Raw genomic sequence first — 13,273 nt, forward strand, 5'->3', positions numbered from 1 at the left:
CGCGCAGCGCCGCTGCGGACATCGCACAGACCGGGCAGGAAGCGGTCGAGGCATGGCTTGCCGAGCACACCGTCGACCTCGTCCAGTGGCGCAGACATATCCACGCCAATCCGGAGCTGTCCCGCACCGAGTTCGCGACCACCGAGTTCGTCTCGTCGTGGCTGACCAAGGCCGGATTGACGCCGCAGAAGATGCCCAACGGCACCGGAGTGCTCTGCGACATCGGTCCGGCCGACGCACCGCGGATCGGGTTGCGCGCCGATATGGACGCGCTCCCCCTACAGGAGTTCACCGGACTCAGCTTCGCCTCGACCGTCCCCGGCGTCTCACATGCCTGCGGACACGACGCACACACCGCGATCCTGCTCGGCACCGCGCTCGCGCTGGCAGATCAGAAACTGCCGGTCGGCGTGCGGTTCGTCTTCCAGCCCGCCGAAGAGGTGATGCCGGGCGGTGCGATCGATATGGTCGCCGCCGGTGCGATGGAGGGCGTCGACCGGATCTTCGCGCTGCACTGCGATCCGCGCCTCGAGGTCGGTCGGCTGGGCATCCGGGTCGGTGCGATCACCTCGGCCGCCGACACCATCGAATTGGTGCTCGATTCGCCGGGCGGGCACACCTCGCGCCCGCATCTGACCAGCGACCTGGTCTATGCCATCGGCACCGTGATCACGGGGCTGCCCGGACTGCTCAGCCGCCGCATCGACCCGCGCACCAGCACCGTCATGGTGTGGGGTGCGGTCAGTGCTGGCAAGGCACCCAATGCGATTCCGCAGACCGGCATGCTCACCGGCACCATCCGCACCGGCGATCATGCGACCTGGTCGTTGCTGGAACCGATGGTGCGCGAGATCGTGGACGGCCTGCTCGCCCCGACCGGGGTGCGCTATCAGCTGAACTACAAGCGCGGCGTGCCGCCGGTGGTCAATGACGAGCAGTCGACCCGGATGTTCGAGGACGCGATCCGCGCACTCGGCCCGGACGCACTCGCCGACACCCCGCAGTCCGGCGGCGGTGAGGATTTCTCCTGGTACCTGGAGGAGGTGCCCGGTGCGATGGCCCGCCTTGGGGTCTGGTCCGGACACGGCGAACAGCTGGATCTGCACCAGCCGACATTCGATATCGATGAGCGCGCGCTCGCGGTGGGTATCCGGGTGCTCAGCAAGATCGTGCTGAACGCGGGCTGAAGGCAAACACCTGGAGGCGGCCGATCCGAACGGATCGGCCGCTTTCGTTTCCGCTCAGCTGCCGAAGAAGCTCCGCTCAGCTGCCGAAGAAGCCCGGGCCGACGTTCTTGCTGTTGCGGGTGCGCAGCGCGTGCACATATTCCGCTGGTGCGCCAGCCTTTTCGGCCGCGTCCGCGATCACACCGATATACCGCGCGGAGGGCAGCCCGCCCTCGTACGCGTCGAGTACGTACAGCCAGGCGAGGATCGGGTCGGAACCACTGCCCGGGCTCGGCGTGACGCGCAGCCGGACCTTGCGGTGGATGCCGAAGTCGGAGCCCTCCCAGCGGTCGAGGCGCTGTTCGTCCTCGGGGGATACGTCGTACAGCACGACGAACACCTGGGAGCCCGGCTCCTCGACGACGGTCGCCAGCGGCCCCTCCCAGCCGATGTCGTCTCCGCTGAAGGTGAGGCGCCAGCCCTCTAACCATCCTGTCCCGGACATCGGGGAGTGCGGACAGCGCTCGAGCATCTGGGACGAGTCCATGTTCGACCCGTAGGCGGCGTAGATCGGCACGACGCAAGGGTATCCAATAACCTGCGCACATCGTCTCTATCCCGGCGAGATGACCGTGTGTTCGCCAGCTAACGTTGTTTACCGGCACCGGAGATCCCGGTCGAACAGCTCGAGCGGAGGTATCCATGACCCGCATAGCGATCATCGGTGGCGGACCGGCCGGTTATGAAGCGGCCTTGGTTGCGGCCCAACACGGAGCAACGGTCACCGTGATCGACTGCGACGGCATCGGCGGGGCATGCGTCCTGTGGGACTGCGTGCCGTCCAAGACCTTCATCGCCTCGACCGGCGTGCGCACCGATCTGCGTCGCGCCCGTGACCTGGGCATCACCCTCGATCCGAGTCAGGCGCAGATCGAACTGGGCCAGGTGAACGCGCGGGTGAAGGCGCTTGCGCTGGCCCAGTCCTCCGATATCCGATCCAAGGTGCAGGCCGCCGGAGTGACGGTGCTGGCCGGACGCGGTCAGCTCAGCGATCCGGCCACCGGATTGGCCGCGCACCGCGTTCGCGCGCTGCTGGCCGATGGCACCGAGGAGACCATCGAGGCCGAAGTTGTGTTGATCGCCACTGGTGCGAGCCCGCGCGTGTTGCCCGGCGCCGAGCCCGACGGCGAGCGCATCCTGAACTGGCGCCAGCTCTACGACCTGGAAGAACTGCCGGAGACCCTGGTGGTGGTCGGTTCCGGCGTGACCGGTGCCGAATTCGTCTCCGCCTATACCGAGATGGGCGTCCAGGTGAAGTTGGTCTCCAGCCGCGACCGCGTGCTGCCCGGTGAGGACGCCGATGCCGCGCTGGTACTCGAGGACGCACTCGCCGAACGCGGTGTCGAACTGGTCAAGCATGCCCGCGCCGATGCGGTGGAGCGCACCGCCGAGGGCATCGTGGTCAAACTTTCCGACGGCCGCACCGTGACCGGTACGCATGCGCTGATGACCGTCGGCTCGATCCCGAATACCGACGACCTCGGACTGGAGCGGGTCGGCATCGAACTCGACCGGGGCGGGTACCTGCGGGTGGACCGGGTGTCGCGGACCTCGGTGCCCGGCATCTACGCGGCGGGCGACTGCACCGGTCTGCTGCCGCTGGCGTCGGTGGCCGCGATGCAGGGCCGCATCGCGATGTACCACGCGCTGGGCGAGGGCGTCAGCCCGATCCGGCTGAAGACGGTCGCCTCGGCGGTCTTCACCCGTCCGGAGATCGCGACCGTCGGCGTGAGCCAGACCGCCATCGATAATGGCGAGGTGCCCGCGCGCACGGTGATGCTGCCGCTGAACACCAATCCGCGGGCCAAGATGTCGGGTCTGCGTAGGGGTTTCGTCAAGATCTTCTGCCGACCCGCGACCGGTGTGGTCATCGGCGGCGTGGTCGTCGCCCCGATCGCCTCGGAGCTCATCCTGCCGATCGCCCTGGCGGTACAGAACAATCTGACCGTCACCGATCTCGCCCAGACCTTCTCGGTGTATCCATCGCTCACCGGCTCGGTGACCGAGGCCGCGCGCCTGCTCATGCGTCACGACGACCTGGACTGACACAGCTGTGTTCGATTTGCCGCGCCTGCGGCGCGGCGTGTTCGCGGCCCCGAATATTCAGCATCGCGCAGCGATTCGATGAGGGGTGGTGGTCGGGCGACGGGTGGAGACGGGCCGCGAACGTCGCTCGTAGAACTCGCTCCGCGGTGAGCGGACTATCGGTCGATCTCGAGTGCCCCGAGTCTTACTGTCTTGTCTGGACTTTCACCGCGTTGCCAGTCGGTCGCGCATGTGGTTCACTTCCCGCAGAGATGCGATCGGCGGGCGATCGTGAGGTTCTGTGTGGGGGGATCGATCCTTTCCAACGGGAACGGCGAACGGCCGCTTGGTCGTTCGCCGGTCCTCGTTTGTGGGCTAAGCGTCTCACCAGGGAAAACTGCGTGTGACCCACCGGTCGCACACGGGAAGGGATTGCGAAAAGTGAAACATCGTAAGCCGAGTCGGGCGCAGCGAGCGATGGCGAGCACATCGCTGCCACTGGCCACCGCGGCGGCCGTGGCCACTCTCTTCGCGGCACCGGCGGGGGCGGTTCCGGATCAGCCGAGTACACCGACCACCCCGGCACCGGCTCCGGCCGATCCGGGCACCACGGCGCCAACGGATCAGGGCCAGCCGGAGACCACTAAGCCGGATCCGGGCAAGCCGGAGACCACCAAGCCGGATCCGGGCAAGCCGTCGCAGAGTCAGCCGACACCGAGTCAGCCGGGTGTCACGACGCCGGATCCGAACCAGGTGATGCCGAATCCGCCGAAGGATCCGAAGCTGTCGGTGCCGACCCAGCCGGGTGTCACCACCCCGCGCGTCGCGCCGCTGCCGGTTCCGGGGCAGACCGGACCCGCGGTTCCCGCGGTCGTACCGGACACGGCTCCCGGCACCGAGCCGAAGCCCGCGCAGCCCGGTACCACCGGGCCGGGTGCGTCCACTCCGAGCGATCCGAATGCCAGGACCGCGCAGCAGCCGGAGACCGAAACGCTGGTGCAGCAGCCACGCTGGGCGGCTCCGCGCTTGCAGCAGGCCCCGGCCGCACCGGTCGTCGAGATGGACGGTCCGCACCAGGAGATCGGCGCCAATATCGACGGTGGCAGCCTGGCGCCCGGTTATGTGGCCAACACCCACCACTTCAACAATGCCGCTGGCTACGTCGGCACCATCGGGTACCGCACCCCGACCGGGCAGGGCGAGGCCGGTGTCTCGGTCGAATACGTCGGCGCCAACACCGTCAAGGTCACCACCTACACCGGTGGTGAGGGCCTGGCCGACAACAAGACCGAGGTGATCCTCGACACCACGCAGGCGAATATGGCCAAGGCCGCTGTCGAGCACTGGATTCGGGAACAGCCGGGTGGCGCGGCTGCGCTCGAGGCCGCCGCGCAAGTTAAACTTCCGTTGCCGCCAGGCGAACTGGCTCCGCAGACGGTCAACGTTGCCGGGGTCACCACTCAGTGGGGTGGGTCGCTCCAGTACTGACACGAGCTGATTCGACGGGTGGGGCGGTCGTTCGCGACCGCCCCACACGTGTGTCCTGGGGAAAGGATTTGGTGTGGGCTCCGAGGGTGATGGCAGGAACAACGAATCCGACCAGTCCGGGTCGGAGTTCGGTCCTCCGTTGGACGATTTCGGCCCGCCGGTCTCCGAATTCGGCCCGCCGGTGTCGGAATTCGGCCCACCGGTGGGTGAATTCGGTCCGCCGACGGGTGGGCAGGTCCGACCACAGTGGTCGGTGCCCGAGCCCGCCACCGATCACCCCGAGCTGATCTGGCGTCCCGCCGACGAACCGCAGACGGTGCCGCCGCCACCCCCGCAGTACCGCGCACCGGATACGACGGTATTCGGTGACGCGCCACCGCCACCCGCGCGACGGCCGGAGCCACCGGCCGTGCGACGGCCGGAGCCGCCGGCCGAACCCGATCCCACCGAGGCCACCGTCCGGCATGCGACGCCGCAGCAGCGCGAGACCTGGTGGAGCAACCCGAGCGAGTCCGGCGGTGTGCCGAAACCACCGTCCGATCCGTCCGGCCTGTCCTGGTCCGATGATCCGATCGCCAAACGCCTTGCGCCGAAGCTGCTCTCCGATGAGATCAGCGCGACCTCGTCGCGTTCCGGTTCGCGGGGCCGGTGGATCGTGCTCGGCGTGCTCGCCGCCGTCGTGGTGGTCCTCGCGCTGGTGGTGACCTTTGTCGCGGTCAGCCGCGACGACAACAGCAGCCCGAAGGCGGCACCACCGCCGCCGCCGAGCACCTCCGCCGCGCTGAGCTGTCCGGCGAGTAGGGATGGCAAGGTGACCCGTGGCAATGGCCAGGGCGACACCGCGAGCGGCGCTGGCGCGATCCTCGGCTTCCAGTACGAGTTCTACGTCGGCCGCAGTGGCGAGCGGGCCAGGAAGTACGTCGCGCCGGATGCGGAGAATGTGTCTACGGCCGAGATCATCCAGCAGGCCATCAACGAGCAGATTCCGGTCGGCACCACGCATTGCCTGCGGATTGCCGAGGTCGCCAGCGACACCTTCGAGGTGGACCTGACCGAGCATCGTCCCGATGGCACCACCAATGTGTACCGGCAGACCGTCACCACGGTGGTCCGGGACGGCAAGACCGTCATCTTCGCGATCAAGGAACGCATCTGAGCTCGACCGCCTCCGCGGGTCTTTGCCGGTCGCCGGGTGCCGCGACGGGTCTCGTCGCGGGCTGATGGTCGGGCGGGTATCGAGTTCTGGGCGTACTCGGCGAGTTACCCACGTGGGTGCGAGAGCAGTGGCTCGGGTTTCGGATCATGGGATGAATATTTCGTATCTTGGCGGCGATGTGGGACAGTGGGGTTTCGCGTACTGTGGCGTTCCCGGAGGTTTCCCATGTCGCCGACCAATCCACCGCTCGCGGCCAAGCTGGCCGGACTGAAGAGCTCGGCGATCCGTGATCTGTTGACGCTGACCACCCGCGCCGAGGTGATCGGCCTGGCGGGCGGGCTGCCGGATGCGCAGCTGATGCCGCGTGAGCGGCTCGCCGCGGCGGCCGAGGCCGCGCTGCGCAGTTCCGCGGTACTCCAGTACACCGAGTCGCCCGGGTGGGCGCCGCTGCGCGATGTGCTGCGGCAGCGCGAGTCGGCCAAGCTGGGCCGTCCGGTCGAGCTCAGTGAGGTGTTCGTGACCCATGGCTCGCAGCAGGCGCTTTCGCTGCTCGCCGAGGTGCTGCTCGATCCGGGCGCACTGGTCGTCGTCGAGGATCCGGCCTATGTCGGCGCGCTACAGGTGTTCCGGGCGGCGGGAGCGCGAATTGTGGCGGTGCCCTTGGATTCCGATGGCATGCGGGTGGATGTGCTGAAGGAGTTGCTGGCCCGCGGTGAACGTCCGACGGTCGTGCACACCGTGAGCAACTTCCACAATCCGGGTGGTGTCACGATGAGTTCACCGCGCCGTCGCGAGTTGGCCGAACTGGCCGACGCGTACGGCTTCTGGGTGATCGAGGACGACCCATACGGTGAGCTCTGGTTCGACCGGCCCTCGCCCGATCCGGTGGCGACCTATTCCCGCAATGTGATCCGGCTCTCCAGCGCCTCGAAGATCCTCTCGCCCACGCTGCGCGTTGGCTGGATGGTGGCCCAGGACCGGGTCTGTCGCGCGGTCGAATTGCTGAAGCAGGGTGCGGACCTGTGCGGTTCGGCGCTGACCCACCAGATCGTCGCCGAACTGCTCACCGACGAGCCGTGGCTCACCGGCCATATCGATACCGTCCGCACCGCCTACGGCGACCGCGCCAAGGCGCTCGTGCACGCCGTGCGCACTCACTTCGGCGATCGCGTCACCTGCACCGACGCCACCGGCGGCATGTTCGTGTGGGCCGATTTCACCGATGGCACCGATACCGATCGCCTGCTGCCCCGCGCCATCGACCACGGCGTCGCCTTTGTGCCCGGCTCCGCCTTCGCCGTCGATACCGACTACAGCCACTCGATGCGCATGTGCTTCACCACTTTCGAAGCGGCGACGCTCGAAGTGGCCGTCGATCGGATGGCCAGAGCTGCCGAGTAGCTGACCCGCTCAGCGCAACAACTGATTTTGTGAGCACATGGGTAACTCACCGGGTACAACCGGGACCCGCCGTGGCACTCCACCGCCGGCCCGCGCCGCGACTTTCGACGTGCCCGAGGATCGGCTAGGTATTCGGGGAGGCGGGGGAGCCCACCCAGTTGTACGTGCGCTCCACGGCCTTGTTCCAAGCGGCGAGCTGGGTTTCGCGGTCGGCCGCCGACATCGACGGTTGCCAGGTCTTATCCGCGGCCCAGTTGGCCCGGATGTCATCGGTGCTCTCCCATAGCCCGACGGCCAGCCCGGCCGCGTAGGCCGCACCGAGTGCGGTGGTCTCATTGACCACCGGGCGCACCACCGGGACGTCGAGAATATCGGATTGGAACTGCATGAGCAGATCGTTGCCGACCATGCCGCCGTCGACCTTGAGGGTGGTCAGTTCGAGCCGCAGCTGCTGGGATTCGGCGTCGGCGCGCATGGCGTCCATCACCTCACGCGTCTGAAATGCGGTGGACTCCAATACCGCCCGCGCCAGATGCCCCTTGTTGACGAAGCGGGTCAGGCCCGCGATGACGCCGCGGGCGTCCGGGCGCCAGCGTGGCGCGAAGAGGCCGGAGAACGCGGGGACGATATAGGCGCCGCCATTGTCCTCGACGCTGCGGGCCAGCGGCTCGATGTCATCGGCGGTGGAGATGATGCCGAGATTGTCCCGGAACCATTGCACCAGGGAGCCGGTCACCGCGATGGATCCCTCCAACGCGTATACCGCCGCCTCGCCGCCGAGCCGGTAGCAGACCGTGGTGAGCAGCCCGTGCTTGCTGAATACCGGTGTGGTTCCGGTGTTGAGGAGCATGAAATTGCCGGTGCCATAGGTGTTCTTGGCCTCGCCGGGGGATAGGCAGGCCTGGCCGAAGGTCGCCGCCTGCTGATCGCCGAGGATGCCCGCGACGGGTATCCCGGCCAGCGGGCCGGAGCCGATCTCCGCATAGATCTCCGATGAGCTGCGGATCTCGGGCAGCATCGACTCCGGCACGCCGAATTCCGCGCAGAGCTGCGGATCCCATTGCAGCGTACGAAGATCCATCAGCATGGTGCGCGACGCATTGGTCACATCGGTGATGTGCTGACCGGTGAGATTCCACAGCACCCAGCTGTCCATGGTGCCGAAACACAGCTCGCCCGCCTCGGCACGGGCCCGCGCGCCCTCGACCTTGTCGAGGATCCAGCGCAGTTTCGGCCCGGCGAAGTAGGTGGACAGTGGTAGACCGGTGCGCTCCTGGTAGCGCGTCGGTCCGAATTCGCCGCCGAGTTCGCTCACCAGACGATCGGTGCGGGTGTCCTGCCAGACGATCGCGTGGTGAATCGGCTTGCCGCTGGCCCGATCCCACACCACCGTCGTCTCGCGCTGATTGGTGAGCCCGACCGCGTTGATCTCATCGGCGGCGATACCCGTGCTCCGCAGCACCTCGCCGAGTACGAATTCGGTATTGCGCCAGATGGTTTCCGGGTCGTGTTCGACCCAGCCCGGCCGCGGGAAGATCTGCTCGTGCTCGCGTTGCGCGACACCCACGACGCGGCCCTGCCGGTCGAAGATGATGCACCGACTCGAGGTCGTGCCCTGATCGATGGCGGCCACATAGCGACGCATTCGTGCAGGCTACTAAAAGCGGCGCGGCCCGCGTAGGAAACCGCGCATCACATCGCGGCCAGCGGGTTGCCGGACTAGTGTTGGTATCGGTTACCGGCGGGTAGCGTAGGTTGGCGACACGGCTTCGGCCTCGACCGGGGATCCCGGCCGACTCCCTTAGCCTGTACAACAGAACACCGCCTTACCGTGCAGCTCGAGCGCATGCCCGAAGACCACAAACGCCGTCTACACCCCGACGCCGCGTCGGCGGGAGGAGTCGAGCATGAACAAGAAACCGGAATCGCAGTTTCTCGGCCCCGAGCAGCGCGCGACGGCATGGGAGCGCTTCGGCAAGGATCACTTCGATGTGGTCGTCGTCGGTGGCGGTGTGGTCGGCTCCGGCATCGCGCTCGATGCCGCGACCCGTGGTCTGAAGGTCGCGCTGGTCGAGGCGCGTGATCTCGCCTCCGGCACCTCCAGCCGGTCCTCGAAGATGTTCCACGGCGGTCTGCGGTACCTGGAGCAGCTGGAATTCGGACTGGTGCGCGAGGCCCTGCGGGAGCGCGAACTCGCACTGTCCACCCTCGCGCCGCATCTGGTGAAACCGCTGCGCTTCCTCTACCCGCTGACCCATCGCGGCTGGGAGCGCCCGTACGTGGCGGCCGGACTGGTGCTCTACGACACCATGGGCGGCGCGAAATCCGTTCCCGGCCAACATCATCTATCCCGGCACGCCGCATTGCGGCTGGCCCCCGGCCTGCGCCGCGATTCGCTGATCGGCGGCGTCAGCTATTACGACACCGTCGTCGACGACGCCCGCCACACCATGATGGTCGCCCGCACCGCCGCGCACTACAGCGCGGTGATCCGCACCTCCACCCAGGTCGTCGGTTTCCTGCGCGAGGCCGACCGGTTCGTCGGGGTGAAGGTGCGCGACAGCGAGGACGGGCGCACCGGCGAGATCCGCGCGCATGTGGTGATCAATGCGACCGGAATCTGGACCGATGAGGTGCAGGCGCTCTCGCACAATCGCGGTCGCTTCCATGTGCGCGCCTCCAAGGGGGTGCACGTCGTGGTGCCGCGCGACCGCATCGTCAGCGATGCCGCGATCATTCTGCGCACCGCCACTTCGGTGCTGTTCGTGATTCCGTGGGGTGCGCACTGGATCATCGGCACCACCGATACCGACTGGAATCTGGATCTGGCCCATCCGGCGGCGACCAGGGCCGATATCGACTATCTGCTGAACCGGGTCAACCAGGTGCTGGTCACGCCGCTCACCCCTGGTGATATCGACGGCGTCTACGCGGGTCTGCGACCTTTGCTCGCGGGCGAAAGCGATTCGACATCCAAGCTGTCGCGTGAGCACGCCGTCGCGCGGGTGGCACCGGGGCTGGTCGGCATCGCGGGCGGCAAGTACACCACCTACCGGGTAATGGCCTATGACGCGGTGGACGAAGCGGCCCAGGATATTCCGGCGCGCGTCTCGCCATCCATAACCGCGAAGGTCCCGCTGCTCGGCGCCGACGGCTATTTCGCGCTCATCAACCAGACGGTGCAGCTTGCCGACGCATACGGCGTCCATCCGTACCGGATCAAGCATCTGCTCGATCGCTACGGCTCGCTCATCGACGAGGTGATGGCCATGGCCGATGGCAAACCCGAACTGCTGCAACCGATTATGGACGCACCGTCGTATCTGCAGGTGGAGGCCGTGTACGCGGTGGCGGCGGAGGGCGCGCTGCACCTCGAGGACATTCTGGCCCGCCGGACCAGGATCTCCATCGAATATTCGCACCGCGGCGCCAACTGCGCCGAGCAGGTGGCCCGGCTGGTTGCGCCGGTGCTCGGCTGGGACAATGACGAAATAGATTGGGAGGTAAGGACTTATCAGGCCCGGGTCGCGGCCGAGATCCGTTCCCAGACCCAGCCGGACGACGAATCCGCCGACGCCCTGCGCATCGTGGCCCCGGAACCGCGCCCGGAGATTCTGGAACCGGTCCCGTTGGACACCTGAGGATTACCCGATCGGCGGTGGTGGCAGCACGATCGATGCGATGGTGCCGCCACCGGCGGCCGGTTCCATTGTCGCGGTGCCGCCGTGCAGTTCGGCGATCCACGCCACCAGGGCCAGTCCGATGCCGCTGCCGCGACCGGCGGTCACCCCGCGCTGGAACGGATTGCTCGACAGCTGTGGCGTCAGGCCCGCGCCGTGGTCGCGCACGCTGACGCGGCCGTCGGCGACATGCACCTCAACGGGCGCACCACGATTGACCGCGCCGTGGGTGATCGCGTTCTCGATGAGATTGCGCACCGCCAGGCTCAACAGATTCGGATCGCCGACCACCACAGTGGGATCGGCCCGCAGCACGATACCGGCCTTCGGGAACTCCTCGACCACCGATTCGGTGAGCTGATCCAGCAGCAGCTGCACCTGCTCCATGGTGGTGACGCCCGCCTGCATCCGGGCGCGCGCCAACAGTCCGGCGACGATCCGCTCCATTCGTGCGCCCAGCGCCCTGGCATCGGCCAGCGCCCGCTCGACCTCATGCGGATTGCGACGGCGCGGCGCGGTGACCAATCCGAGCGTCGTGAGCGGTGTCCGCAATTCGTGCGCGGCGTCGCCGAGGAAGCGCTCCTGCTCTTCGAGCATGACGATGGCCTGGCGCATGCTCCGACTCGAGAGCAGATGTCCGGCCACCGCGGACAGCGCGACCAACGTGAGCCCGCCGACAACGAGCCCCCAGATCAGCAGGGCCCGATCACGGTCGAACATACCGGGATTCGTGCCCGCGATGACGACCGCCTTGGTCTTGGAGTCCTCCCAGTTGATCGGTGTCGCCGCGATCCGGACCGGGCGACCGGCACTGTCGTATCCGTCGCGGAAGATGGTTTCATCGGCCAGGTCGGCATCATCGGCGAGTCCCGCGGCACCGTCGTCCTTGGGCAGCCAGGAGCGCAGATGTGCGAAGTCCTCCTGCCACTTGCCGTCGCCCGGTGAACTGAGTACCAGCACCGCCATCTCACCATTGGCGAGTGCGTCGTTCTCGAGCTGGCTCACATCGACGGTTTCCTCGCCCTCGGGCAGTTCGACAGCACGGACGAGCCCGCTCACCACCCGATCGAGGGAATCATCGAGGGCGCTCGCGCGTGAGCGGGCGTCGATGGTCGCCGCGACGATGCCGAGAATGATCAGACAGGTCGCGGTGATCGCGGTGATCAGCGCGGTGAGCTGCCAGCGGGTGCGGCGCAGCCGGGCCACGGCGGGGCGGGCGTCCGCCGTGGAGATCAAGGTGCGAATGGGTCACTTCCGATCATGAAGCCGGTGCCGCGCACGGTTTCGATGACCGGCGGTGCGCCGAGCTTGCGGCGCAGTTGCGCGATCACGGCGTCGACGACATTCGATGCGGGTTCGGCCATTTCGTCCCAGCAGCATTCGATCAGCTCCGAGCGCGAGACGACGTTGCCGGCCCGGGTGGCGAGCAGTTCGAGGACGGCGAATTCCTTCGGCGTCAGCGAGCGCAGGATGCCCGCGCGCTGCACCCGACGGCGCGGCAGGTCGATATCTATATCGCCGAGCAGGATCCGGGCCGGTGCCGGATGCTCGCGTCGCCGCGACAGCGCCCGGACCCGCGCCGCGAGTTCGGGCAGTGCGAAGGGTTTGACGAGATAGTCGTCGGCGCCGCTATCGAATCCGGCGATGCGATCGGCCAGTGCGTCGCGGGCGGTGAGCATAAGCACCGGAACCCGCTGGCCCCTGGCCCGATGCGCCGAAACCAATTGCAGGCCATCGCCGTCGGGCAGGCCACGGTCGACGACAAGGACGTCATAGACATTGACGGAGATCTTGAAATCGGCATCCGCGAGGTTGGGTGCGAGGTCGACCGCGAAACCGGCCGATCGCAATCCCGCGGCGACTTCGTTGCCAAGACCCGCATCATCCTCGATCACCAGCACCCGCACGAGGTCCGAGAATAAGGTACTTCACACTCCGTGCGCAGGGGGGAGTCCGAGTGGCCGACCCCCTGCCGGCCACTCGATCCGCACGTGGTGCTCAGTAGGTGTAGAGATCCCAGCCGTCGGCGACCTCGCGGCACTCCCACTGGGTGCCACCGGTCTTCGGCGAATTCCCGTCGGCGGCGCAGGCATCGTAGGTCGCGTAGTTGCCGATGAAGGGGGTGTGCATCGGGGTCGGCGCGGCTGAGGCAACACCGGCGCCCGCGGCGACGGCACCGAGGGCGAACATTCCGGCGGCGATTGCGGAGCGGATCTTCATGGTCGTTTCCTCTCGTTCTCGCGGGTCGTTCCCGCGCTGGAACAAGAAAACCAATGCGTCCATGAGAATTTCGTGAT

The 13,273-nt window shown here is 67.4% G+C and carries 11 protein-coding genes; 6 read left to right on the top strand and 5 right to left on the bottom strand.

Annotated features, from left to right (window positions below; all coding sequences use genetic code 11):
- Positions 1-20 precede the first annotated feature (20 nt).
- Positions 21-1,187 (top strand): M20 family metallopeptidase, encoded by a 1,167-nt coding sequence (locus tag ACWEO2_RS20150; RefSeq protein WP_452406803.1) that lies wholly within the window; start codon positions 21-23, stop codon positions 1,185-1,187.
- A 76-nt stretch (positions 1,188-1,263) separates the two neighbouring features.
- Here the strand turns inward: ACWEO2_RS20150 and ACWEO2_RS20155 are convergent, their stop codons facing one another.
- Positions 1,264-1,743, bottom strand: coding sequence for a gamma-glutamylcyclotransferase (locus ACWEO2_RS20155; RefSeq protein WP_355187001.1), 480 nt, complete (start codon positions 1,741-1,743; stop codon positions 1,264-1,266).
- Between the two features lie 125 nt (positions 1,744-1,868).
- On the opposite strand from ACWEO2_RS20155, the gene ACWEO2_RS20160 reads away from it, so the two are divergent.
- The 4 genes from ACWEO2_RS20160 (at position 1,869) to ACWEO2_RS20175 (ending at position 7,296) form a co-directional block, all read left to right on the top strand.
- The gene (locus tag ACWEO2_RS20160) at positions 1,869-3,272 is read left to right on the top strand and encodes an NAD(P)H-quinone dehydrogenase (protein WP_452406698.1); all 1,404 of its coding nucleotides are present in this window, start codon (positions 1,869-1,871) and stop codon (positions 3,270-3,272) included.
- Positions 3,273-3,728: 456 nt separating this feature from the next.
- The gene (locus ACWEO2_RS20165) at positions 3,729-4,739 is read left to right on the top strand and encodes a hypothetical protein (RefSeq protein ID WP_452406699.1); all 1,011 of its coding nucleotides are present in this window, start codon (positions 3,729-3,731) and stop codon (positions 4,737-4,739) included.
- Between the two features lie 73 nt (positions 4,740-4,812).
- The gene (locus tag ACWEO2_RS20170) at positions 4,813-5,895 is read left to right on the top strand and encodes a hypothetical protein (protein WP_452406700.1); all 1,083 of its coding nucleotides are present in this window, start codon (positions 4,813-4,815) and stop codon (positions 5,893-5,895) included.
- 225 nt (positions 5,896-6,120) lie between these two features.
- Positions 6,121-7,296, top strand: coding sequence for an aminotransferase-like domain-containing protein (locus tag ACWEO2_RS20175; protein WP_452406701.1), 1,176 nt, complete (start codon positions 6,121-6,123; stop codon positions 7,294-7,296).
- Between the two features lie 124 nt (positions 7,297-7,420).
- Here ACWEO2_RS20175 and glpK read toward each other — a convergent pair whose 3' ends face one another.
- Positions 7,421-8,941, bottom strand: a complete 1,521-nt coding sequence (gene glpK, locus ACWEO2_RS20180) for a glycerol kinase GlpK (protein WP_452406702.1) — start codon at positions 8,939-8,941, stop codon at positions 7,421-7,423.
- A gap of 262 nt (positions 8,942-9,203) precedes the next feature.
- Between glpK and ACWEO2_RS20185 the strand changes: the two genes are divergently transcribed.
- A complete protein-coding gene (locus ACWEO2_RS20185; protein ID WP_452406703.1) occupies positions 9,204-10,937 on the top strand; it encodes a glycerol-3-phosphate dehydrogenase/oxidase in 1,734 nt (577 codons plus the stop codon).
- 3 nt (positions 10,938-10,940) lie between these two features.
- On the opposite strand, the gene ACWEO2_RS20190 is transcribed toward ACWEO2_RS20185, so the two are convergent.
- The 3 genes from ACWEO2_RS20190 to ACWEO2_RS20200 form a co-directional block, all read right to left on the bottom strand.
- The gene (locus ACWEO2_RS20190; RefSeq protein WP_452406704.1) at positions 10,941-12,212 is read right to left on the bottom strand and encodes a sensor histidine kinase; all 1,272 of its coding nucleotides are present in this window, start codon (positions 12,210-12,212) and stop codon (positions 10,941-10,943) included.
- A complete protein-coding gene (locus tag ACWEO2_RS20195; RefSeq protein WP_452406705.1) occupies positions 12,209-12,883 on the bottom strand; it encodes a winged helix-turn-helix domain-containing protein in 675 nt (224 codons plus the stop codon). The genes ACWEO2_RS20190 and ACWEO2_RS20195 overlap by 4 nt, the downstream gene beginning before the upstream one ends.
- Before the next feature lie 91 nt (positions 12,884-12,974).
- Positions 12,975-13,196 (bottom strand): hypothetical protein, encoded by a 222-nt coding sequence (locus ACWEO2_RS20200; protein WP_354958127.1) that lies wholly within the window; start codon positions 13,194-13,196, stop codon positions 12,975-12,977.
- Between the last annotated feature and the right edge of the window lie 77 nt (positions 13,197-13,273).

The organism is Nocardia sp. NPDC004278 (assembly GCF_053602975.1).

Excerpts from the sequence above, each read along its gene's own strand:
- ACWEO2_RS20160 (WP_452406698.1), top strand. The coding sequence starts at position 1,869 with ATGACCCGCATAGCGATCATCGGTGGCGGACCGGCCGGTTATGAAGCG.
- ACWEO2_RS20165 (WP_452406699.1), top strand. The coding sequence starts at position 3,729 with ATGGCGAGCACATCGCTGCCACTGGCCACCGCGGCGGCCGTGGCCACT.
- ACWEO2_RS20175 (WP_452406701.1), top strand. The coding sequence starts at position 6,121 with ATGTCGCCGACCAATCCACCGCTCGCGGCCAAGCTGGCCGGACTGAAG.
- glpK (WP_452406702.1), bottom strand. The coding sequence starts at position 8,941 with ATGCGTCGCTATGTGGCCGCCATCGATCAGGGCACGACCTCGAGTCGG.
- ACWEO2_RS20185 (WP_452406703.1), top strand. The coding sequence starts at position 9,204 with ATGAACAAGAAACCGGAATCGCAGTTTCTCGGCCCCGAGCAGCGCGCG.
- ACWEO2_RS20200 (WP_354958127.1), bottom strand. The coding sequence starts at position 13,196 with ATGAAGATCCGCTCCGCAATCGCCGCCGGAATGTTCGCCCTCGGTGCC.